Here is a 24,582-nt window from a genome sequence, read left to right as displayed (position 1 = left end):
GTAATACTTACTTTTGTATTTTATGTCTATCCTCTTTTAAAAATTTATCAGAGAGATAAAGAAAGGATGTTGCACAAATGAAAATACTTGAAACGTTTAGCACATTTATCGGAAAATACTTTGCTCTGTGGGTAATGCTGATTGCCGTAATAGCTTATTTAGCACCTACACCTTTTTTAGGATTCGGCCAATATATTACGATATTACTTGGAGTCGTTATGTTTGGAATGGGACTTACACTTAAGGCTAATGATTTTAAACTCGTTTTGACAAAACCATTACCCGTACTCATCGGAATCGTAGCACAGTTTACGATTATGCCACTTACAGCACTTGCGATCGCTTACATTTTGCAATTACCTTCAGAACTAGCTGCGGGTCTTGTATTACTAGGTTCTGTTCCAGGTGGTACTGCTTCTAATGTTATGGTGTATTTAGCAAAAGGTAACGTGCCTTTATCGATTACAATGACTTCTGTCTCTACATTACTTGCACCTATTTTGACACCATTATTATTATTGTTATTAGCTGGTCAATGGATGCCTGTAGATGCAAAATCTATGTTTATGTCTATTATCCAAGTTATTATCGTTCCGATCGCACTTGGTATACTTGTTCGCAAATTCTTGCCAACTATCGTTGATAAAAGTATTTCAATTGTGCCTTTAATTTCCGTTTTCGCTATCATTATTATAGTATCTGCAGTAGTTTCAGGTAACCAAGATAAAATCGCTTCTGCTGGTTTACTAGTATTCTTTGCTGTATTTTTACACAACGGAGCAGGTTTATTATTAGGTTACTATGCAGGGAAATTATGTGGCCTTTCTTTACAAGACCAACGTGCCATTTCTATTGAAGTTGGTATGCAAAACTCTGGATTAGGTGTAGCACTTGCTGCAGCACACTTTGGTCCACTAGCTGCCTTACCAAGTACATTCGGTGCTGTATGGCATAATATCTCCGGACCAATTCTTGCAACATATTGGTCAAAACGCCCTGTAGATCAAGTTGAGGTTGAGAAGGCTACTTCCACGGTTACACAAAAAGCATAAAATGAGATAAGAATTCTTGTCCGAATTCAAAATTATCCCCACCTGTTCATCTTTCAGGTGGGGATTAAATATGTTTTGGCAAGAATAGTCTTCACCTTAAATTGATTGGTTACAATACACTTTATTTTACACTTACTTCTCTGGTGTATAAATGGTTTTACTATTTCCATCAATGATTAACACTGATTTCCCAGGTACTTTCTCACCTTGAACAGCAAATTCACTTTCAGAGAAATTTGCTACCACGCTTAATGATTTACCATATTCAGTCATTTGGACTAATCTGTCATCTGATAGAATTTTATAATCTGTCATTTCTTCCTTTATTGCCTTTTTGCTGAAACTTGACCACACTTTAGAATGGTTTATTATTGTATCTTTGTACTTTTTCCACTCGTATTTATCAATGTGATAAAGAGGAGGTACATTGTAAAGTACTTCATACAACATTCTATTTTCAATTTCATCTGCTATTTTTAGTGTTCCCCATCCCCACCAATAAGTCGTGATTACAGAGTTATTGTAAACTAATTTATATAACGGTATGGTATAGTTTGAATCCAAAAATAGTTTCTTATATTTATCCTTCACTGGTATTTGTTTAGAAAATAGCTCAGGGACTCCGCCAGTACTTGAATAGTATCTTCCTACATAATAATTACTCTCTTTATTTTTGCCCATATCCTCATCCATCCAGGAAAATGAGGGAGTTTCTATTCCATGTGCAAAAGCAATCGTTTTGTTAGCAAAATCATTACCGCCCTCAGTTCCGACTACCATTCCCCATTCTTTTTGTAGATACTCCATTCTCTTAATTCGAGCTTGGACATCCTCCGCTTCAGTAGTAGTATGTTCTGGTGAGTAGTCATCAAAGATTTCTCCAGTGCCATCTGTATCTAAAAACCATGAGTTAAATGGTAAACCAGTATTTAAAATTGACGTTACTCTTTCTTTCACACTCGGCATTGCTAATGTCGGATTCAACTTTCTACCTACGCCTTGAAATCCTTCAATTTTTCTTCCATCTTTATTCGTTACCGTTGCTTCTTCAAACAATGAAGTATCCTTAAACTTAGCCGTTTCCCACTGCTCTTTACCTGGTTCATGGATTGAATGATACGAATCGTAAGTGCCGATTAAATATCCCTGATTCTCTGCTTCTATTACTAACTCTGGTTTAATAAACCCTTCTTGCCAGTCATCTAAACCTATCCATAAATTCGCTAACCCTGAATGCTTCATATCTTTTATGACATCTATAGTATTTGCATCTGCCCACTTTTCTATTGGGTCCACTACGTTACCAAGCTCGCTTTTTAATAACCTCTTATTAAGTTCAATTAATTCTACTGGATTTAATTTGTCTATTTTCTTATTTATTAGCTTTTGAATTTCTTTATCCTCTTTAGTAAATACTTCCGTATTATAGAATTCTTTTAGTTGCATGACAGCACTTAGGCTTTTTACTATTCTATTTTTAGTATATTTGTCTACGTAATCGTAATTATTTAAATCCTCATATGCGGCTGCAAGCTCTGCCCCATCTTCAACTTTAGTAGCTAATAACTCCTGAATCCATAATTTCAACTTATCGGGGAAACTACTTTTCAATTTTGCCCATTGTATATTTTCTTCTGAAATTACAGTTCTGTCCCAAAAATAAATATGAGGGGCACCATAAAGTTTTTCAATATTATTATTTTCTTCAGCCTTTTCCTTTAAAGATTTAAAGTCACCTTGCTCAATTAAATAATTTTTATAAGTTTTGGCAACATGTACTGGATTTTTTTTCGTTAAATAAATTCTAAAACCATATTCCTTCTGTTGATTGATAGATGGAAACTCATGATTAAAAGTAAACTCTATGTTTTTTTTTGTATCAAAAGCAATTTCATTATTGTAGGGGTTTTTAATAATATATACTAACGAATATTCATCTTTATCAACTGCAAAAAACTGCATGGAGAAAGATTCAATCACTTTCATTTTTTCTTCATTTAGATAGTATTTCCAAACTGAATCATCGCTTGGAATGTACTTTCCTTGATTTAATGGGAGTAAGTATCCATTACCTTTCACTTTTGGCCAAGAAAACATATTTTCTTCATCTTTATTGGATTTGACAGTAATATCAACATACTTATCTTTCTTTTCGATATCTATATCTAGATTCTGCTCTGCATAGGTCCAGCTAATGTTATCCCCATCGTCTTTTAAATTTGAAACTTTCATTTTCTCCAATGGTTCTGAAGCCTTCTCCGTAGTTCCATTGGATTCCACCTCAAACGTAAAGGTTTCAGGATCTACACTAAAGTTAAAATCTAAATTATCTTTTTGCGTGTAGACCTCTTTGCTTGGCCTTTTTTCGTTGCCAACACATCCTGTAAGAACACTAGTAGCAAGGACTACAATTAACACGATAGATATTATTTTTTTCATGTATCGCACCTCCTAGTCTTAGACTAACCTAGGCTTGTTACACGAATGTGACAAAAAACTCTAACTTACTATTTTTCAATTCAAATCCATAATCCAAATTGTGATTATCTAAAATTGTCTTGATGATAGGTAAGCCCAACCCTGTTCCTGAAAGCTCCTTACTTCTTGATTTTTCAAGTACATAAAAGGGTCTCCAAATATTTTCTAAATCATTTTCATTCATTTCCCCTATTCCATTAGCAATCGTAAGCTTCACTGCATTGTTGTTTTTCGTTAAATGAATTTCAATATTCTTATCATAGGAATATTTAATAGCATTGGTAATTAAATTATCGAGTACAATATCAATTCCTTCTTTTTCAGCTTGAATCAAATATTCTTTGCTCTCATCAATACTTAAGGATAAATTAATATCGTATTCCTGTAGGATTAGCTTGTACTTCTTTGTCATTTCAATAATTATTTTTCCAATATCAAAAATAGATTTGTTTAATGAACCATTCTCTAACGCTGTCCAAAATAATAGCTTCTCTATTAGTGCATTCATTTTTTCAATCTGTTCTTCAATGGTGTCTCTGTAAGTACCGTCATCCAGACCGTCCGAAATTCCTTGTTCATATATTTTCACTAATGATAGTGGCGTTTTCAACTCATGGGATATATCTGACATTAGTTCTTTCAAACGCTTATTTTGACTATTAATTTCCTCATGGGCTTTTTCTAATTTCCCACTCATAATGTTTATACTTTTTGCTAGTTCTCCTACTTCATCATTTGTCATTATCTCTTCTTTCCTAAAATTTAAATTGGCAATATCTTGAGATAAATTTTTCAAAGATTCTAATGGTCTTGTGATTTTTTTGGATATCATCACTACTAAAAAGACAATAAAAATGACAGAAATGGACATCAAAACAATATTAAATCTATTTATTATAGAAATAGTATCTTCCATATGTGGCAACGGCAATCCAATAGCGATTATATAATTATCTATTTTCATAAATTTAGTCAAAACTTTATATTTACTTACCCCTTGGTCGTATATCTTATTAACGCTTTTTTCCTGCAACTTATCCAACGTTTGTTCAGTAAGCCAAAATTTATTTAGCTTTATTTTTTTCTTTTCAAACTCCAGAATCATTCTTTCATTAATTTGATCCAAACTTCCACTTGCTTCTGAATAGACAATAGTTATAGCGTATTTCTCTTCTATCTCATTCAAATCAATTAAAATGGTCTTATTAGACACCTTGAGTATATCGCTTGCCGCCTTATCCAAAATCTTTCTTTGCTCATGAATGTAATATCTGTCTACCAAAAATATATTCGCAAGTATTGAGAATATAAAGATGCAAATTACAACGGATGATATACCAATGGAAAACTTGTTCCTAATTTTAATCTTCCTTCACCTCCAGGCAGTATCCAATGCCTCTATAGGTTTTAATCAGGTCATCCCCAATTTTAGTTCTTAATCTTCTGATATGAGTATCTACAGTTCTATGATCTCCCTCATAATCCAAGCCCCAAACTAAATCAATCAACTTATCCCTCGATAAAATCACACCTCTATTTTTTATAAAGATAAGCAATAAATCATATTCTATTTTTGTTAGTTGGATAGGTTCTTTTTGTTTATATGCTTTCTTTTCGTTCTCTTTGATCAGAATATCTTTCACTTTTATTTCTTCACTCATATTTAATAGCTTTTTTATTCTTAATATTAATATTCGTGGATCAAATGGTTTCTTTATGTATTCATCTGCTCCACCATGGAAAGCGTGTAATTCGTCTTCATTTTGACCTTTTGCTGTTAGTATTAGAACTTTTGTTTGACTGTTTTCCTTTATATATTTACATGCCTCTATTCCATCAATTTTAGGCATCATCCAATCTAAAATTGCCAATTCAATCTTAGTTGTTTCAAAAATCTCCAATGCTTCCTGTCCATCCCTTGCCTCTAGAATATTGAAGCCTTCATCTTTTAAATAGGCTGAAAGTATTTTAACCATATGCTGTTCATCATCGGCAATTAGAATATTCATTTTCTGCTCTCCTTTCCGATTACAAATATAAAGGGAAGCGCCAAATAATGCACAATCCAGGGGACGGGGACATTATTTGACGCTTTACATTTTATATTCATTTCATAGAGTTATGTTAAACACCGATATTTCTGCAGGATTCCAAAACCGAACTGGAATCCTCGTCGTTCCGATTCCACTATTCACATATAGATACTTATGAATGCCAAGCTCGTATAACCCTTTAGTGTATTTCTCTGCAAGAGGGGGCGTATATATAGGACCAATCAATGGCACATCAACTTGTCCTCCATGACTATGTCCTGCAAGTGCTACATCAATATTGTCATACCCTACGTCTTCTATAAGGTCAGGCTGATGTAGTATAAGGAGATTCATTCCCTGATTACTAGTACCTGAATACGCTTTTGGAATATCAGGATTTCCAAGCATTGCTTCATCCAACCCTATAATATTTACTATCTTTCCATTTTCAAGCTCTATTGTACTACTTTCATTTGTTAGTAGCTTAAATCCAGAGGTATTCATTATATCTTCATAAAACCTGACTCCACCGCCTCCACGGTCATGGTTTCCCCATACTGCATAATTTCCATATTTACTACTTAGTTTACCCAAAATCGCACTTATTTTTGACCTGTCTTCAAATTGAGATGGTACATCCATTAAATCTCCAGTAAAAGCTATTACATCAGGTTGAAGTCCGTTAATTTTCACTACAAGCTTCTCAAGCTGCTCTAGCGAATAATTCGGACCTAAATGTACATCTGAAAATTGCACTACCCTTAGCGAACTTTCTCCTCCTGACGTAAGTTCAAGTTCATACTCCTTTGTAACAAGGCGTTTCGGTTCTATTTTAAATGAATATATAACCATTCCCGCCACAACTATACTTAATATAATTAGCCATTTTATGATATTAATAATTATCCTTTTCACTTTTACACTACCATTCTAACTTGGAATTATTAGCTTCTAATCATGGTCTATTCAGAGTTAACAGTTTTGAATGCTATCCGCAATTTAATTCTATTTTCTATACCCCGAAAAGCTATCTTGGACTAGACTAAGCCAAGTCTGTTACGTGAATGTTACAGAATACTGTATTTTATTAATACAATCCCTTAACCCATCCTGAAACAAAAAAAGATAGGTAAGGCAAATACTCTTTGCCTTACCTATCCTTAATTTTTGATAACAAAATTGCGTTCGTAAACTATTGTTATATTTCGAAATGAATAATTATCCTAAAACCGAAGCCAATACAGCTTTTTGAGCGTGAAGACGGTTTTCAGCTTGTTCGAAGATAAATGAGTTTGGTCCATCAATAACAGATGTAGCTACTTCTTCTTCACGATGTGCTGGCAAGCAGTGTAAGAACATATAATCTGCTTTCGCGTTCGCTACTAATGCATCGTTAATTTGGTAGTCTTTAAAGTCTGCTAATCGTTTTGCAGCTTCCTCTTCTTGCCCCATTGAAGTCCATACATCTGTATAAATGACATCAGCATCTTTTGCTGCTTCTGCTGGGTCATATGTGAATGAAACCGTACTGCCATTTGTAGCTGCAATTTCAGCTGCTTTTTTCATGACCGCTTCGCTTGGTTCATACGCTTTAGGTGTCGCTACGACAACATCCATTCCTACATGTGCTGCTGCTACTACTAATGAGTGCGCTACATTGTTTCCATCACCAATATATGCTAGCTTTAAGCCCTTCACATGACCTTTTTCTTCAGCAATTGTTTCAAGATCAGCAAGCGCTTGGCATGGGTGAGCAAGGTCTGTCAAACCGTTAATAACAGGAATTGATGCGTGTTCAGCCAGTTCTTTTACCATTTCATGTGAATTTGCACGGATCATAATACCATCTAAATAACCGGATAGTACATGCCCTGTATCATAAACAGATTCCCCACGACCGATTTGTAAATCGCGAGCATGCATGAACATACCTTTACCACCTAGTTGATTCATACCAACTTCAAACGAAATACGCGTGCGTGTAGAATGCTTTTCGAAAATCATTCCCAACGTTTTTCCTTCTAATAACGGAGGACATTTACCTTCTTTAGTTATTGTTTTCAATTGAATGGATAAGTCCAGTAAGCCTTGTACTTCCTCACTTGTATAATCTATAAGTGAAATTAAATCTTTACCTTTTAAGCTTTCTACTAATTTTAACTGCACTAATTCTAAAAGTTTCATATATGATCCGCTCCCTTTTGTTTTTATTGTTAATGACCATTATACATATGCATAAATATTAAATCAAATGCATTTTTATGTTTTTTCAAAAAAATTAAACTCCTTTACTCATGTGAGCAAAGGAGTTTAATATAAGTCTTATTCAAAGATAATTTTATTCACTGTATCACGGTCTAGTTTCTTAATCACTTCAATGATTAATTTGACCGTGTTTTCAAAGTCGTCACGATGTAAAATACCTGCATGTGAATGAATATAGCGCGTTGCAATACCGATAGATAAAGATGGTACACCGTTTGCAGTTATGTGTATTGCACCTGCGTCTGTACCTCCTCCTGGAATGGCTTCATATTGGAACGGGATGCCATTTTCATTTGCAGTATCCACCACAAGATCACGTATACCTTTATGTGCAATCATCGAAGCATCATAAATAATAATTTGTGGGCCAGCACCGATCTTACTTGTCGATTCTTTTGATGTAATTCCTGGTGTGTCACCAGCAATACCTACATCAACTGCAAAACCGATGTCAGGTTGAATTTTATGCGTCGCTACTTTAGCTCCACGTAAACCAACCTCTTCTTGGACAACACCACATCCGTAAACGATGTTAGGATGTTTTTCGTCTTTTAGCCCTTTTAATACTTCAATTGCTATCGCACAGCCGATACGATTATCCCATGCTTTAGCAAGTAAATGTTTTTCGTTTTTCATCACTGTAAATTCAAAATAAGGTACGACCATATCGCCAGGTAAGATACCCCATCCTTCTGCTTCATCTTTAGAAGTAGCGCCGACGTCGATGAACATATCTGTAATTTGGAAAGGTTTGTTGCGTACTTCTGCTGGTAAAATATGCGGTGGTTTAGAACCAATTACACCAATAATCGTTTCACCTTTACGCGTAATAACTTGCACCCGTTGTGCTAACATTACTTGTGACCACCAGCCACCGATTGTTTGGAATTTTAAGAAGCCTTTATCGTCAATTTGAGTGACCATGAAGCCAACCTCATCTAAATGGCCAGCTATCATAACTTTAGGGCCGTTTGCATCGCCCACTTTTTCAGCGATTACTCCACCTAAATTATCACTATCCATTCTGTCTGCGAAAGGTGCGATGTACTTTTTCATTACCTCGCGCGCTTCACGTTCGTTACCTGAAGCAGCACGTGCGTCAGTTAGTTCTTTTAACATTGTTAAAGTCTCATCCAATTGTTGCATTATTTCGACCTCCTAAATATTCGAATCTTTAACTATTATAATGCAATAATAGGCAATTTTCAAAAAATATTTTAGTATCCGTTACGTTGACGCTCATAATTTTTTTCGTTTTTTGATACATACGCTCGCACGATATCTTCGGCTGTAAAATCTAGTGCATTCGCCAGTGCACCGTACAATATCCATGCTTCTTCATACTGCGCTCTCTCTGGCTTAAGGATGAAGTTTAAAACCGCACCTTCTGTCTGGATGAAGAGATCCGTCAAATCTCCATCGCGGTTAGATATTGGCCACTCTTTTAAATCATCGAAACCTTTCATAATACCTAATGACAATAAAAAGTGAATAGAATCCACGAACTCTTCTAAAATTACCGAACGCTCAGATGGTCCTTTTGTGCTCCAAAATTTAAAGCAACGCGTTTCATTTGCTAGTTCACCTAACTCAACAAGTAATGCTAGTCCTTTTTCACGGAATACATCCTTTGTAATTTGTTGTGTTTCTTCAATAAATGCATCAAGTTGTTGCTGCATTGTAAAAAGTTTTTGTAAATTCATTATAATTCTCCTAACATTTTTGAAACTTTTCAATCTCTTCTATCGTATAGGAAAGGATAATGTTTGTACAAGGGGGAACTGTAGATGCTTGTTCTCATTCGTGTTTTATTAGTCGTACTCATTTTATATGTCATGTATAAAGTCATTCGCTACTTTTTTAATCCAAGGCGAAAATTCAATGATGCGGTACAACGTAGAAGTTATTACTTCTATGATGATTCCAAAAATGCACGAAAGAACTTTTTTATATCTTATAAAGGCGCTATGTTTGAAGGTGAAAAATATCTAGGATCAGCTAACGACATATTAGAAGTCGTATCCATTTTCATTGATACGAAAAATGAAATGGAACTTCAAGGTTTAAAGAAAGAAGATATTCTATTTTTAGAAAGCGAAATCCGTCGTCACTATCCAAACGCAACAATTAGCTGGAAAAACCCAATCGAACAATTGATGAAGTAAAAAAGTACCGTCTTTTTAAGACGGTACTTTTCAGTATGTAGACAAAAGGTATTCAGAATGCTCATTTTTTCTAATCATCATTTTCCTAACTTCAAAAGATTTTTTTATATTACATGTTTAGTTGATTGGAGCGTAGCTACGAAGCGACTAAGCGCCCGTCCATGGAAAGCGTCCACCGTAGTGGAAATCAACAGTCTTATCTATTTTTCAAAAGAAAAAAAAACGTAGATAAACTCGAATTTCTTCGAGTTTGTCTACAGTCGGAAATGTACCTTCTTTTTATGACGATACTTTTTCATTAATAAATAGCTAACGAAATGACCGCATAAATTACCGCGATTGCTGGTAATCCAAAGACAAAGGAGGTATGTTGCGTTTTATGACGAAAAATACGCATACCTATATACGAACCTATTCCTCCTCCAAAAAGCGCAACAAGCCATAATGTCCTTTCTCTAATACGCCATTCATGGTTAATAGCCTTTCGCTTATCATAACCCATTAAAATAAAGCCGATCGCAGACATTAATAATATCCAATAAAGTATAATTGCACTCATCTTATTCTCCTTCCAAAGAGATATTTTATTATAAAAAACACACAGTCCAATTGCTGTGTGTTTTTACTTATTATTACAATTATATATACTTATACGAATACTATACTATTTATTTTGCTTTTACATAAGTTTTCTTCGCTGTAATATAATAACCATTCGTTAATTTTAATCGTGGTGTACCATTTGTTCCATATGCAATACTACTTACTTTGACAGTAGATCCTACTGCAATTGCTTTCCCTCTATTAGCAGTAGTGAAAGAAGTACCTTTATATTGGTAGACTTTCTTAGCAATTTTCACTTGGCCAGGGTTAATCGTCCAGTAATCATAATAGTTAGTAGGTAATTTCAATACATAATCTTTATTCGCAGTGATATATGAACCCGATGTCGTTTTTAATCTCGGTGTACCATTCTTCGTATATTCAATATCTTTAATAGTTAAGATAGTATTTTTTTTGACACCTGATATTTTATTACTAGTTGTAAGATTTACACTCTTATATGCATTTAACCCTTTTTTCACGACAATATTTTTTGGCACCGTTGTGTAGTATTGATCAATTTTACTTGTTACTTTTTGAACAAATTTTTTATTTGCCGAAATATATTGACCATTTGTTAATTTTAATCGTGGAGTTCCATTTGCAGTATTCACGATTCCTGAAACTGACACTATAGAATTCTTTTTCAATGCCGCTCCTTTATTTCCAGTGGAAAAACTTGGCGAACTGTATTGATAAACTGTTTTCTTAACAACTACTTTTTTGGGGTTAGTTGTATAATAATCATCATTCCCCGCTGTTTCAGCATCAGCTTCTTCAGTAAAGAAATGCAGTGGCGTATTTGGGTTTAAACGATTTAGATCTACATAGGTTGAAATACCAGGTACGATTCCCTTATCTGTATATTGCCATAAATTATAATTATAAGCTGGGGCAGTATTCGTATTGTTGTAACGTGGAATCCACACAAAATCAAATTTCGATGTATCAATATTTAAATCTTCATATAAATGGTGCGCAATGTATACACCTATCTTTTTATCTGTTTTAGTACGCAGTTGCTTCACGTATGCATTGATAATTGTACGCATACTTTCGCCTGATTTACTCGTATTTTCTTCAACATCTAATACATAAAATTTAGCATCTTTACTAGCGCGGTTGTAAAAAGAATTTGCCTCTTCTTTCGCATCCGCAGTAGATTCTGCTAGGCTATATGAATATACTCCAAAAGGTACGCCGTATTTGAGAGCACCAGCTTCATATTCCTTATGTTTAATATCCTCTAAGATTGAACCGTATTGTGTGCGAATAATAACAAGATCTAAATTCTTACTTGCTGTTGCCCAATCAATAGTCCCTTGCCATTTAGAAATATCTGCAATAACCGGCTCTGCAGAGCGTAAGCTCATAGTGGAATTGGCTTTCAATTCAGGTTCGGTTTCCCACTTTGTTTTGCTATCTGGATTAGCAGGTCTCAATTCATCTGCCGAAGCAATTTGCACGGCAAAAAAACTCACAGTGACTAAACATAATAGTGCTGTCATGTAACGCAGTCTTTTCATATTTATGTATCTCCTTATGTATTTTATTGCTATTTCAATATGTTTGAAACAATCTAGTAATAGCCTACATAAGCATAACAAAGTCTATATAACAAATTGAACACAACTTCAAATCATTTCCTTTACGAACTTTAAATTCCTCTAACAGTTATATATCACAGCAGTTGCAAAATGTTATATTCCACAAATCAAAAATGAAAATAAAAGAAAAACAATGAATGGGAGCTAGACTTCCCATCCATTGTTTTCTCCTATCTACTATTACTGCACGTATTTTTTATTAGCAGTTATATAGTAGCCATTTGATAATTTTAATCTTGGTGTACCACCATTTGTATAGACAATAGCAGATACTTTTAATGATTTCCCTTTTGCTATTGCTATATCTCTATTTGCAGTAGTTAAGGAAGTACTTTTATATTGATAAATTTTCTTTACTGTTTTTACTTTACTAGGTTTAACAGTAATATAATTCGAAATTTTCGCTGTCGTTTTTAATACATACTTTTTATTTGCAGTTATATAGGTTCCCGAAGTGGTCTTCAAACGTGGTGCACCACCCGTTGTATAATCAATATCCGCAATACTAACAATCTTATCTTTATTTATCTTAGATACTTCTTTAGCAGCTGTAAAACTTGTACTGCTATAAGTTCTTACTCCTTTCTTTAGAACGACATTCTTTGGAACAGACGTATAATAATCGTCAATATTTGAAATTAATTTTGTGACATAGCTTTTACTAGCTGTAATATACATCCCATTAGCTAACATCAATCTTGGAATTCCTTTACTAGAGTAATCCATACCTTTTACTTCAACAATTGTATTTTTGCTTAATGAACCTGTTTTTCGTGAAGTAGTGAAATTTTTATTATTGTATTGGTTCACTTTTTTTCTTATAGCAACTTTTTTAGGGTTCTTAGTATAGTAATTTGATAGATCAATAGGTTTATTATTTTCGCTACTATCTTTTGTAAAGAAATCTAATGACACATTTGGATTTAATCTATTTAAATCTACATTTGTATTAATTCCAGCCACTTTTCCTTGGTCCGTATATTGCCATAAGTGATACTCATAATCCGGTGGTGTATTGGTATTGCTGTATCTAGGTATCCACACAAAATCAAATTTTGATGTATCAATATTTAATTGATTGTATAAATGATGAGCAATGTAGACGCCTATTTTCTTATCTGTTTTCTTACGTAATTCTGCTACATAAGCATTGATGATATCACGTACACTTTCTCCATCAGTTGCTGTTTCTTCAATATCAATTACATAAAATTTTGCGTTTTTATTGGCACGATCATAAAAAGTATTTGCTTCAATTCTCGCTGCTGCAGTAGATCTAGCTACACTATATGAATATACACCGAATGGCACACCGTATTGCAATGCTCCTGCTTCATATATTTTATGATATGTATCTTCCAAACCACTACCATATTGAGTACGAATAATCGCTAAATCTAGCACTTTACTAGCTGTTGCCCAATCAATTGAATATTGCCATTTCGAAATATCAGCAATTACCGGCTCAGCGGACTGTACCCTAGCATTCATTTTATATGGTGCTTTTTCTTCTTTATCCCATTCAGTTGTACTATCTGGGTTAGCTGGCTCTAAATTTTCCTCTGCAAATGTTGTTATACTAATAGAACAAATTACTGTCATGCAAACAAGTGCAAGTAAAAACTGTTTCATTTTCAATGTTTAAATCCCCTTATCCCTTCTTCTAAAGTCATCCTACTATGTTTCTAGACTTTGAACTCTATGAGTTTAACAAATTCAAACGTTTTCTAACATCCACTATTAAGACGAATTTTATTTCTTTCACTAGTTCAATACAATCTGAATTATTATTCTAAAAAAACTTTAGACCTATAAAACACAATTATTTTTCCGTAAAAGTATAATTCATATGACTTTTTTAATATTTTGTTGTTTTTTCACAATAAAACGCCACTAGAAGTTTTTACACTACTAATGGCGTTTGACGTTCTATGCTTTTATTTCTAATTGCATTGCTGGTCCGAAAAATTCAAAATGTACTTGTGGTTCTGTGAAGCCTAATGCATATAAGTCATTAATAACTGCTTCCATAAAGTTAACTGGACCACATACATAAACGTTACTACCTTCAACTACTTGTTGTTGTATAAATTCACGATTGATAATACCATTAGGCTCATCAGAATTTAACTTGAAATATTTAGCATTTGGCATTTTCGCTAATACAGCATCAATTTCTTGTCCAAATGCATGGTAATTTTCTGAGCGAGCACAATGGATGAATGCTGTCTGACGATCAGCATCTATAGTCGCAAGCGTTTCAAACATACTCATTAATGGTGTGATACCAACACCACCACTAATGAATGCTACTGGTGCTGTTGAAGTCGTATCTAGTTGGAAATCACCAGCTGGAGCACTTACTTGCAATGTATCGCCTTCTTTTAACTGGTCATGTAAATAAACAGATACGATTCCATTTGGATGTCCTTCATCTTCACGTTTAACTGAAATTCGGTATGCATCGTCACCAGGTGCTTGTGATAAGCTATATTGACGGTTATGCAAGTATTTTTCTCCTGGGATTTCAATTTGCACAGTAATATATTGACCTGGTTTGTATACAGGTAGTTTCTTTCCATCCGCAGGTTTTAAGTAAATTGAAACGATTTTCTCGTTTTCTTGTATTTTATTCGCTACCACGAATTCTTTAAAGTAGCGCCAGCCACCTTCTTGAGCTTCCGCTTCTTTGTACATTGCTTCTTCTGTTTGGATAAATGCATCAGCAATTACGCCGTATGCTTCTCCCCACGCTTGGATAATTTCATCTGTTGCCGCATCACCAAGAACTTCTTTAATAGCTTTTAATAAAAACTCTCCGACAATTGGATAATGCTCTGCTTTTATGCCTAAGCTACGGTGTTTATGAGCAATTTGTTTTACTACGGGTAAAATGGCTTCTAGGTTTTCAATATGCACTGCTGCTGCATAAACAGTGTTTGCTAAAGCAGTTTGTTGACGCCCTTTCGCTTGATTTGCATGATTAAATATATTCAATAGTTCAGGATGTGCTTCAAATAGATTACGGTAAAACACTGTTGTAATGGCCTTACCATGGACTTCCAATACTGGTGCTGTTGATTTCACAATTTCCATTGTTGACTTAGATAACATATCAAACACTCCTTTTCTTAACTGTCTATAATTTACGCCTATTTCTACTTTAAAGCAATATCTAAAATACATCTTTAACATAAAAGACACATTTAAAATACATCTTTTAAATTTTTAGACACAATTCAATGCCGTGTTATAATGTAAACAGAAATGGTGGTGAATCAAATGCGTTTAACTTTGTATACAGATTATTCTCTACGGGTCTTATTGTATCTTGGCGCGAAAAATATTGAAGATCTCTCTACAATTAAAGAAATCTCAGATGCTTATGGTATTTCTAAAAACCATTTGATGAAAGTTACGCACGAACTCGGGAAATTAGGTTACATTGAAACTGTTCGAGGTAGAGGTGGGGGTATCAGATTAGCTTTAAAACCAAAAGATATTGTCATAGGAAAATTAGTCCGGCAAACCGAGGAGGACTTCTACCTTGTAGATTGTTTTAATCCAGAATCTGTGGGCTGTATTATTTCACCTGTCTGCAGTTTAAAGGGTGCCCTGAATAAAGCATTACATGCATATATTGCTGTTCTGGATACCTATACATTAGATGATTTTCTTCACTCCAAAGAGGAATTGGCTGCATTGTTATTTCCTAACCAAAAATAAAAAGAGATAATCTCTTAATCAAAGGTGATTAAAGATTATCTCTTTTTTATTTGCAAAAAATACATATAAATAAGCATACTGTACTTATGCTTATTTTTATCCAACAAAAAACTCATGAATCTAAGATTCATGAGTTTCTTACAATCATGCTAGTAAGCTTGAATTATTTTGCGATTGCTTGTTTAGCAGCATCTGCTAATTGAGCGAATGCTTGTGCATCAGTTACTGCTAAATCAGCTAACATTTTACGGTTAACTTCGATTTCAGCAAGTTTTAAACCGTGCATTAAACGGCTGTATGAAAGACCGTTTACACGAGCTGCTGCATTGATACGTGTGATCCATAATTTACGGAAATCACGTTTCTTTTGACGACGGTCACGATATGCATATTGACCTGATTTCATTACTGCTTGGTTAGCTACTTTATAAAGAGTATGTTTAGAACCGTAGTACCCTTTAGCTAATTTTAAAACTTTTTTACGACGCTTGCGCGTTACTGTACCGCCTTTTACGCGTGGCATAGTGATTACCTCCTGCTATTCATATAGTATGAATTTGTATGTTTTCGAATCGAATTATTTCATGTAAGCAAGTAGAGACTTGATACGTTTGTAGTCTCCTGAAGAAACTAATTGACCTTTACGTAGGTGACGTTTCGCTTTAGTTGATTTGTTCGCGAATAAGTGGCTACCAAATGCGCGGTCACGTTTTAATTTACCAGTACCCGTTCTTTTAAAACGTTTCGCAGCACCACGGTGAGTTTTCATTTTTGGCATGTCGAATTCCTCCTAAACTGTTCGTGTAACTATAAAATTACTCTTTTTCGTTCTTTGGTTGTAAAACTAAGAACATGCTACGGCCTTCCATCTTCGGTTTAGATTCAACCGTAGATACTTCGGCACAAGCTGCAGCAAAGCGGTCTAATACACGTTGGCCAATTTCTTTGTGCGTAATTGCACGACCTTTAAAGCGAATAGATGCTTTAACTTTGTCTCCTTTTTCAAGGAACTTAATGCCGTTACGTAATTTCGTTTGGAAATCGTGTTCATCGATAGATGGGCTCAAGCGAACCTCTTTCATTACGATAACTTTTTGATTTTTACGTACTTCACGGTCTTTCTTTTGTTGCTCGAATTTAAATTTACCATGGTCCATAATACGAGCGACTGGCGGTTTGGCCTGAGGAGCCACAAGGACAAGATCCAGATTGGCGCGTTCGGCAATCTCCAAAGCTTCGTTACGTGTCTTAACTCCTAGCTGATCACCGTTATGGTCGATAACACGAAGTTCACGTGCGCGAATACCTTCGTTTACATACATGTCTTTGCTAATAACAATCCACCTCCAAATAGTGTCGCGAATACATGGTTTGGGCTAGTTGCCCGATGATCGGTACGAATATTTCGATGTCCACAAAAAAACGAGCGGACATAGTCGAAATGTCCGCCCGCCGATATATGTACACGCCTTAATGCGTGATCCGTTCTATCATGTAACCTGTAAACATCAACTGATGAGTCAAACAGGTGAGAAGCGGGCAGCCTCTTCTTCAACCACAAACTTTGTATTCATTAACCTTTATAAATTTATCATACCTATTCTATGTTGTCAATGATTTCACTCGACATTTTTTTAAAAGAAAAAGTATCTACGCTTAATATGAGCGTAGATACTTTCGTTTAGTTTTTATTATACATTCACTAAAGTTTTTTCTTTTACTGGGAATTTGCATGCATTACGAATAATCTCTTGGACTTGGTCTAATGTTGGTTTACGTGGATTCGATGCAGCGCAAACATCTAACATTGCATTTTTTGCTAATGTTTCGATGTCTTCATCTTTCGCACCAAGTTCCGCAAAACCAGCTGGAATCCCTAAGTCTTTTGATAAACGTTCAATCGCAGCAATAGCAAGATCGGCTGCATCACGTTGGCTTAAGCCTTCTACATTTTCACCTAAGTGTTTAGCAATTTCCGCAAAACGATCTACTTTTGCCACTAGGTTGAAACGACATACATGCGGTAATAAAATCGCATTACATACACCATGTGGTAGGTCATAAAAACCTCCGAATTGGTGTGCAATCGCATGGACATAACCAAGTAAACCATTGTTAAATGCCATACCTGCTAAAAATTGTGCATAAACCATTTGTTCACGAGCTTCCATGTCTTCACCATTTGCTACAGCACGTGGTAAATATTCTACTACTAACTGCATCGTCTTCACTGCACACGCATCGGTAATTGGTGTAGCTGCAGTAGAAACAAAGGATTCAATCGCATGAGTCAGTGCATCCAGACCAGTAGCCGCAGTTAATTGTGGCGGCATACCAACCATTAACTCAGGATCATTAATCGATGCAAGTGCAGTAACATGCTTATCGACAATCGCCATTTTTACTTTTCTTGTTGTATCAGTAATAATGGTGAACTTTGTCATTTCGCTCGCCGTTCCAGCAGTTGTATTAACAGCAATAAATGTTGGTAAAGGATTACTTGATAAATTGACACCTTCATAATCCGAAATTTTACCACCATTCGTTGCTACAATGCCAATGCCTTTAGCCGCATCATGTGCACTACCGCCACCTAATGACACAATCGCATCACAGCGTTCGTTTTGGTATACTTCCAATCCTTCTGCTACATTAATATCCGTTGGGTTTGGTACGACTTTAGGGAAAATTGCTACATCCACACCAGCATCTCGAATAATTGTTGCTAGTGTTTCGGATAAACCTAATTTGTGCAATCCCTCATCTGTAACAAGAAGTGCTTTTTTTACGTTGTAGCCCTTTAAACGACTACCTACTTCTTGAATTGTCCCAGCTCCAAATAAATTAATAGACGGCATATTAAATTCGCTTTGTACACCCATGGATAAATTCCTCCTTAGACTCAAATGGTTTGTAATTACATGCAATAACTACTTTTCTAGTATCATCTATACATCAAGTATTCTCAACTTCTAATTTTGACATATTTTGTAATTAAATAAGGAAATAAGGTAACTTAAAGCAAATGTTTTATCAAAAAATAGCAAGATGATATTTTTTTAGGATTAAGAGTATACGAAAAAGGTGACTGAGACATTAATGTCTCAGTCACCTTTCTATTATTAGAAATTACTTATTCAAAAGAAACGTCAGCTTTTAAATTCACTAAGAAATCTTCAATCGCAATGCTTTCAGAATCTTGAGAGCCATAGCGACGTACGTTTACACTACCTGCTTCTAATTCTTTATCACCTAATACAAGCATGTAAGGAATTTTCTTCATTTGTGCTTCACGGATTTTGTAGCCAAGTTTTTCTTCACGATCATCCATTTCAACACGGAAGCCTGCTGCTTGAAGTTTTTCTTCTACTTGTTTTGCATAGTCGAAGTGAACTTCGTTTGATACAGGGATGATTTCTACTTGCACTGGCGCTAACCAAGTTGGGAATGCACCTTTGTATTCTTCTATCAAGAAAGCTACAAAACGTTCCATTGTTGATACAACACCACGGTGGATAACAACAGGACGATGTGGTTTACCATCTTCACCAACATAGCTTAGATCAAAGCGTTCTGGTAATAAGAAGTCAAGTTGAACTGTTGATAAAGTTTCTTCTTTACCAATTGCAGTTTTTACTTGAACGTCAAGTTTTGGACCATAGAATGCTGCTTCGCCTTCAGCTTCGAAGTAATCTAAGCCTAGTTCATCCATTGCTTCTTTTAGCATACCTTGCGCTTTTTCCCACATTGCATCATCATCGAAGTATTTTTCAGTATCAGCTGGGTCACGGTAAGACAGACGGAATGAGTAATCATTTAAATCAAAGTCTTTATAAACTCCAAGCACTAATTCTACTACACGTTTAAATTCTTCTTTAATTTGGTCTGGACGAACGAAAATATGCGCATCATTTAGAGTCATACCACGTACACGTTGAAGTCCTGATACAGCACCTGACATTTCGTAACGGTGCATTGTACCAAGTTCAGCAATACGTAATGGCAGGTTACGATATGAGTGCATTGACGATTTGTAAACCATCATATGGTGTGGACAGTTCATCGGGCGTAATACAAATGTTTCGTTATCCACTTCCATTGGTGGGAACATATCATCTTGATAGTGTGCCCAGTGTCCTGAAGTTTCATATAACTCTTTTGAACCCAATACAGGAGTATAAACATGTTTATAACCAAGAGACAATTCTTTGTCTACGATATAACGTTCAATTGTACGACGAATTGTCGCACCATTTGGTAACCATAACGGTAGACCTTGACCTACTTTTTGAGAAGTAGTGAATAATTCAAGTTCTTTACCAATTTTACGGTGATCACGTTCTTTTGCTTCTTCTAGCATTTGAAGATGTGCTTTTAGATCGTCTTTTGTAAAGAATGCTGTTCCGTAAATACGTTGTAGCATTTTGTTATCTGAATTACCTCTCCAGTATGCACCAGCGATTGATAACAATTTAAATTCTTTAATCTTACCTGTAGATGGAACGTGTACACCACGGCAAAGGTCGAAGAAATCGCCTTGTTCGTAGATTGATACTTGCTCATCTGCAGGAATAGCTTCGATAAGTTCTAATTTATATTCATCATCAATTGCAGTGAAGCGTTCGATTGCTTCAGCACGTGATATGTCTTGGCGAGTGATGACGATATTTTCAGAAATGATTTTTTTCATTTCTTTTTCGATTTTCAGAAGATCATCAGCAGTGATTGGTTCTGGTGAGTCGATATCGTAGTAGAAACCACCTTCAATTACTGGACCTACTCCAAGTTTTACACCAGGGAACATACGTTTAACAGCTTGCGCTAAAAGGTGAGCTGTAGAATGACGCATTACTTCTAATGCTTCAGAATCAGAAGGTGTTACGATTGCAATGTCACCGTCTTCTTCTAAAGGTGTTGTTAAATCTACTAATTGTCCGTTGAATTTACCAACGATTGCTTTTTTACGAAGTCCCGGGCTAATTGATTGTGCAATTTCTTCAGTTGTTGTACCTTTTGAAAATTCCTTTACTGCGCCATCTGGGAATTTTAAATTAATCATGTCTGCCATTTTGTAATCTCCTTTTAGTTTTATTTATTTTAGCCTTACGAGAGGTTTAGGGCCGCACGATGCGGGTCACGCTGTCGTTGCCACAGGACGTGGCGTTTTTAGACTTTTTTCCTTTAAGTGGGCCGCTTCAGCATTTAGATAAATTTCTAGCTTCAGCGGCCAGACTCTCGAGGTCACTTCCACTTTCTCGGACAAAAGCTAAAAAACGCTTTTGTTTCGAAAGTTTCAGTGCTTGTCGAGTCTGAACGGGCCGCTTTAGCATTTAGATAAAAACGCAAAAAAGCCCCATCCCAAAAGGGACGAGGCTGTATTCTCGTGGTTCCACCCTTCTTCCTTCTACTGCCAACACTTAAAAAGAGTGCAGGTATAGACGAAGCTCTCGATCGGCTAACGGGCCGTTACCGTCGACAATTACTAGTACATTCACTGTCGCTGCTCCAAGGGGGTAAATAATTTGCCGTACTAAGAAGCTTCCAGCCTAGGCTTCTCTCTCTAAAAGTCGTACAAAAAATTGTTGTCCTTTTCAAAGCATTTTTTATATTATGACTGAAAGTATACGCTCGATTAAGTTTAAAATCAAGTAGGAAAAAAAGTCAATCAAAAAAATGCAACTATTTCTGATCTCTTCGGTTTTGCCCACTCATTCGGATTGGTGTCGTCACAGCTTTAATACGCTCCATAATTCGTGAAGCTTTTAACATATCACGATCACCTTTTTGGTTATAAGCTAAATGGTCTTCTAATTCATCATATCCAAGATTCGAAGTGATGAATGTCGGCAATTGTTCCGCCATTCGGTAATGAAAAATCGTTCCCAAAATTTCGTCACGTGTCCAACTCGACAACGTTTCAGCGCCTAAGTCATCTAGCATTAAAACAGGCGCCTTTTTCACAAAATCTATTTTCTCTTGTAAAGATTGATCTTGGATTGAACCTTTCATTTCACGTAAAAACTCGGGTACAAATACTACAACCGATTTGATTTGTAAAGTCGCCAATTCATTGGCAATAGCCCCTAATACAAAAGATTTACCGACACCAAATTCACCATATAAATAAAAGCCTTTGTGAGGAAGTTCACCCGTTTCTTTAAATTCACGAACGAAATCCGCTGCGCGATTAGCGATATTCACACGTGAATGATCATCAATCATTAAATCTTTGATCGTCGCTCTTAACACGTCTTTTGGCATATGCATACTCGAAATCATAGAGGCAGCTTGACGACGCTCATCCTCCATGCGTTTTTGTTGACACGGTGTATATTCGACTTCTATTGAATCGCGGATAATTGATAATATTGGCACAAAGCCCTTTAATGCATTTTGACATTTTGCAACGGATACACATTCGTCACAATCATGTTTCTGTCCTGTATATTCATATAATTTACCTAGACCACGGTCTACCATATCTTTGTTTACTTCTTGATCGTTGTCAGCTAGAAATTGCTGGACACCTTTATTTTCAAGAATTTCTCGCTTCATTTGCTCGTATCGTTCTTGAAAAGTTTGTGAATCCATCACTTTTCTAAGTTGATTATTAATCGGTTCCATGTGAATCCACCTGCCCTTCCTCTATTCCTAGTTTCTCTAGAATTTTACGTCTTTCCTCTTCAAAATCGGTATCACTCTTAGCTGCTTCTTTTGAAGTTTCTTTTATAGTATCTTCTTTCTGAGGTTTCTTTTCTTTATTTTTCTTAAACCAGTCAGGGACTTTTTCTTCTCGACCACCGGTGTAACGTTTTTTCGTTGCAGGTTTTTGCTCAGCTGTTTTCCATTCCATATACTGCTTATGCTCTTTGCGCGCTAAGTCCATTGCTTCTTTCGTCGTTTTCACACCTTTTCGAATCCAATGTGAGGCAATCTTTTCGACATAGTTTTTAGTTAACTTCATGTCTGTACGTAAAAGAACATACTGAAGTAAGGCATTTACAACACCAATTGGCATTTGATATTGTAGGACAAGATTTTGAGCAAGCTGAATGTCAGCAGGGATTGGTTCTTTCCCATCAGCGATATCACGCAAGACATCAATTGGAGCAGTTGTTTCTAGGTAATGAATCAATAACTCTTCCTTCGTCTGCAAAGCTTGCTCTTTTGTAGTCTTTTTCTCTGCCTCATTAACTGCCGATTGGAAAGCTTGTTGCATAGCAGGTGGTTCTGTTGAAACAGTCAATTTGTAATAATCAGCTGCCGATTTCTTTAACCTTGACTCGGATAACATCATATGATCATCTAGAGCGAGCATAACAACTTTTTGCATATCTAATGGTGTTAAATGATATAAAAAAGCTAACTTTGCAATTGTTGCATTCGCTTCAGCAGTAAGTGCTGAAGATGGTACAAGTTGTTCTGACAATCCAGCTCTAAGTAAAGAAAAATCGAAGTCCTCGTAGTTAAATGGTAGTTCTTTAGGTTTCTCTCTTTCCTCAACTGTCTGCTCATTCGCAAAGGATGGTAAATGATGCTGCACAGGACGATAGACATCTGTAAATGTTCTTGACACTTCCTGATAGCCATCATTTGATGGACCCTTCTGAACGAAACGTTGGCGCAACTGTCTATAGGCTTGTTCACCAATTTTGCTAAATAAAAACATGGATAGTAAGGGATCATTAAAAAAAGCTGATGCTTCTAAAGGAGGCATCACGTCGTACATAAATGAGCGTACATCCTCAGAATCTTTACGCCAAGTGCGCATTAAACCAATAGCTTCTAATGCGATGCGCGACTCGAAAATCTTTGCAATCGGCATATCAAGTGAGTTCATCAAATGGTAATGTGATAATTCAGCTTCAGTCGTACTTTCTCCTTCAGCCCAAAGCATAAAGTATAAGCTAATGGGCTCCGCACCTATTAACGGCTGATAAAGCAGAGTAATAAGTTGGCGATCGTAGCTAGATACGGGAAATGGCATTCGAATGGACAATCGATCAACGGGCTGTAGTTCTTTATATAAATGCACCACGATCACCGTCCTTCATATCGCATTTATTTGTCATCGGATTGTCTTTCTATTAATTCCTTTAATTCTTCAATAAAGACATTAATATCTTTAAATTGACGATATACAGAAGCAAATCTTACATAAGATACTTCGTCAATTTTCGCAAGACGATCCATAATCATTTCCCCGACATCTTCTGTCTTCACTTCTGAGTTACCAATTCTACGTAGATCTTGTTCAATAGCAAATACTAATTCCTCTAATTGATTAAGTGCTACTGGACGCTTTTCGCACGCTCGGATAAGACCTCGCAAAACTTTTTCACGGCTAAATTCCTCACGTGAGCCGTCTTTCTTCACGACGATCAACGGCATTTCTTCTACTTTTTCAAACGTAGTAAAACGATATGCACATGATTCACATTCTCGGCGTCTACGGATTGCTTTATTGTCATCTACTGGTCTTGAATCAATAACCTTTGTTCCATTAAACTGACATGCTGGACATTTCATATTTTTTCTCTCCTGATTGCAAAACATTTTAGTTTATCTATTATATCAAATAATGCCTTAAAAAATCGAAAAAATGCAGTGGAAATTCTCAGATGTATGATAAAGATACTGTTTTTGGCCAATA

The 24,582-nt window shown here is 35.7% G+C and carries 22 protein-coding genes and 1 other annotated feature; of the genes, 3 read left to right on the top strand and 19 right to left on the bottom strand.

What is annotated here, in order from left to right:
* Positions 1 to 77: 77 nt before the first annotated feature.
* Positions 78 to 1,052 carry a bile acid:sodium symporter family protein gene (locus MHH98_RS05090; protein WP_038187691.1) on the top strand — a complete coding sequence of 325 codons (975 nt, stop codon included), beginning with the start codon at positions 78 to 80 and terminating at the stop codon, positions 1,050 to 1,052.
* A 132-nt stretch (positions 1,053 to 1,184) separates the two neighbouring features.
* On the opposite strand, the gene MHH98_RS05085 is transcribed toward MHH98_RS05090, so the two are convergent.
* From MHH98_RS05085 to MHH98_RS05055, 7 genes are all read right to left on the bottom strand, one after another.
* Positions 1,185 to 3,491: a glycoside hydrolase gene (locus MHH98_RS05085; protein ID WP_038187695.1), complete on the bottom strand. Its 2,307-nt coding sequence runs from the start codon at positions 3,489 to 3,491 to the stop codon at positions 1,185 to 1,187.
* Positions 3,492 to 3,528: 37 nt separating this feature from the next.
* Positions 3,529 to 4,773: a sensor histidine kinase gene (locus MHH98_RS05080; protein ID WP_200866442.1), complete on the bottom strand. Its 1,245-nt coding sequence runs from the start codon at positions 4,771 to 4,773 to the stop codon at positions 3,529 to 3,531.
* A gap of 118 nt (positions 4,774 to 4,891) precedes the next feature.
* On the bottom strand, positions 4,892 to 5,539 hold the full coding sequence (locus tag MHH98_RS05075; protein WP_038187705.1) for a response regulator transcription factor: 648 nt from the start codon (positions 5,537 to 5,539) through the stop codon (positions 4,892 to 4,894).
* A gap of 102 nt (positions 5,540 to 5,641) precedes the next feature.
* Positions 5,642 to 6,478, bottom strand: a complete 837-nt coding sequence (locus MHH98_RS05070; protein WP_038187706.1) for a metallophosphoesterase — start codon at positions 6,476 to 6,478, stop codon at positions 5,642 to 5,644.
* 303 nt (positions 6,479 to 6,781) lie between these two features.
* A complete protein-coding gene (gene argF / locus MHH98_RS05065) occupies positions 6,782 to 7,747 on the bottom strand; it encodes an ornithine carbamoyltransferase (RefSeq protein ID WP_038187708.1) in 966 nt (321 codons plus the stop codon).
* Positions 7,748 to 7,885: 138 nt separating this feature from the next.
* Positions 7,886 to 8,974 (bottom strand): M42 family metallopeptidase, encoded by a 1,089-nt coding sequence (locus tag MHH98_RS05060; protein WP_038187710.1) that lies wholly within the window; start codon positions 8,972 to 8,974, stop codon positions 7,886 to 7,888.
* Between the two features lie 71 nt (positions 8,975 to 9,045).
* A complete protein-coding gene (locus MHH98_RS05055; RefSeq protein ID WP_038187711.1) occupies positions 9,046 to 9,531 on the bottom strand; it encodes a dUTP diphosphatase in 486 nt (161 codons plus the stop codon).
* Between the two features lie 84 nt (positions 9,532 to 9,615).
* Here MHH98_RS05055 and MHH98_RS05050 point away from each other — a divergent pair, with 84 nt between their 5' ends.
* On the top strand, positions 9,616 to 9,993 hold the full coding sequence (locus MHH98_RS05050) for a hypothetical protein (protein WP_038187713.1): 378 nt from the start codon (positions 9,616 to 9,618) through the stop codon (positions 9,991 to 9,993).
* A gap of 298 nt (positions 9,994 to 10,291) precedes the next feature.
* Here MHH98_RS05050 and MHH98_RS05045 read toward each other — a convergent pair whose 3' ends face one another.
* From MHH98_RS05045 to hmpA, 4 genes are all read right to left on the bottom strand, one after another.
* Positions 10,292 to 10,552: a DUF1294 domain-containing protein gene (locus MHH98_RS05045; protein ID WP_038187719.1), complete on the bottom strand. Its 261-nt coding sequence runs from the start codon at positions 10,550 to 10,552 to the stop codon at positions 10,292 to 10,294.
* 109 nt (positions 10,553 to 10,661) lie between these two features.
* Positions 10,662 to 12,122: a DUF5776 domain-containing protein gene (locus tag MHH98_RS05040; protein ID WP_340712263.1), complete on the bottom strand. Its 1,461-nt coding sequence runs from the start codon at positions 12,120 to 12,122 to the stop codon at positions 10,662 to 10,664.
* Positions 12,123 to 12,383: 261 nt separating this feature from the next.
* Entirely contained in the window at positions 12,384 to 13,835 is a 1,452-nt protein-coding gene (locus MHH98_RS05035) for a DUF5776 domain-containing protein (protein ID WP_340713518.1), read from the bottom strand.
* Between the two features lie 297 nt (positions 13,836 to 14,132).
* On the bottom strand, positions 14,133 to 15,317 hold the full coding sequence (hmpA, locus tag MHH98_RS05030) for an NO-inducible flavohemoprotein (protein ID WP_038187722.1): 1,185 nt from the start codon (positions 15,315 to 15,317) through the stop codon (positions 14,133 to 14,135).
* 168 nt (positions 15,318 to 15,485) lie between these two features.
* Here hmpA and MHH98_RS05025 point away from each other — a divergent pair, with 168 nt between their 5' ends.
* The gene (locus MHH98_RS05025) at positions 15,486 to 15,929 is read left to right on the top strand and encodes an RrF2 family transcriptional regulator (protein ID WP_038187725.1); all 444 of its coding nucleotides are present in this window, start codon (positions 15,486 to 15,488) and stop codon (positions 15,927 to 15,929) included.
* 163 nt (positions 15,930 to 16,092) lie between these two features.
* On the opposite strand, the gene rplT is transcribed toward MHH98_RS05025, so the two are convergent.
* The 8 genes from rplT to nrdR form a co-directional block, all read right to left on the bottom strand.
* Positions 16,093 to 16,452, bottom strand: a complete 360-nt coding sequence (gene rplT / locus MHH98_RS05020; protein ID WP_038187728.1) for a 50S ribosomal protein L20 — start codon at positions 16,450 to 16,452, stop codon at positions 16,093 to 16,095.
* A gap of 54 nt (positions 16,453 to 16,506) precedes the next feature.
* Positions 16,507 to 16,707 (bottom strand): 50S ribosomal protein L35, encoded by a 201-nt coding sequence (gene rpmI, locus MHH98_RS05015; RefSeq protein WP_038187730.1) that lies wholly within the window; start codon positions 16,705 to 16,707, stop codon positions 16,507 to 16,509.
* Between the two features lie 37 nt (positions 16,708 to 16,744).
* Positions 16,745 to 17,251 carry a translation initiation factor IF-3 gene (gene infC, locus MHH98_RS05010; protein ID WP_038187731.1) on the bottom strand — a complete coding sequence of 169 codons (507 nt, stop codon included), beginning with the start codon at positions 17,249 to 17,251 and terminating at the stop codon, positions 16,745 to 16,747.
* 369 nt (positions 17,252 to 17,620) lie between these two features.
* Positions 17,621 to 18,811, bottom strand: a complete 1,191-nt coding sequence (locus tag MHH98_RS05005) for an iron-containing alcohol dehydrogenase (protein ID WP_038187732.1) — start codon at positions 18,809 to 18,811, stop codon at positions 17,621 to 17,623.
* Positions 18,812 to 19,062: 251 nt separating this feature from the next.
* The gene (gene thrS, locus MHH98_RS05000) at positions 19,063 to 20,997 is read right to left on the bottom strand and encodes a threonine--tRNA ligase (protein WP_038187733.1); all 1,935 of its coding nucleotides are present in this window, start codon (positions 20,995 to 20,997) and stop codon (positions 19,063 to 19,065) included.
* Positions 20,998 to 21,289: 292 nt separating this feature from the next.
* Positions 21,290 to 21,533 (bottom strand) — a binding site (T-box leader).
* Between the two features lie 75 nt (positions 21,534 to 21,608).
* Positions 21,609 to 22,553: a primosomal protein DnaI gene (gene dnaI, locus MHH98_RS04995; protein ID WP_038187734.1), complete on the bottom strand. Its 945-nt coding sequence runs from the start codon at positions 22,551 to 22,553 to the stop codon at positions 21,609 to 21,611.
* Positions 22,540 to 23,967: a replication initiation and membrane attachment family protein gene (locus tag MHH98_RS04990; protein ID WP_038187735.1), complete on the bottom strand. Its 1,428-nt coding sequence runs from the start codon at positions 23,965 to 23,967 to the stop codon at positions 22,540 to 22,542. The genes dnaI and MHH98_RS04990 overlap by 14 nt, the downstream gene beginning before the upstream one ends.
* Positions 23,968 to 23,990: 23 nt before the next feature.
* Positions 23,991 to 24,458: a transcriptional regulator NrdR gene (nrdR, locus tag MHH98_RS04985; RefSeq protein ID WP_038187738.1), complete on the bottom strand. Its 468-nt coding sequence runs from the start codon at positions 24,456 to 24,458 to the stop codon at positions 23,991 to 23,993.
* Positions 24,459 to 24,582 lie beyond the last annotated feature (124 nt).

The sequence above is a fragment of the Viridibacillus sp. FSL H8-0110 genome (assembly GCF_038003565.1).
In the GTDB taxonomy this organism is placed as follows: Bacteria; Bacillota; Bacilli; order Bacillales_A; family Planococcaceae; genus Viridibacillus; species Viridibacillus arenosi.
The sequence above is the reverse complement of the archived record's forward strand: the minus strand, read 5'-3'. Positions and strand labels throughout refer to the sequence as shown.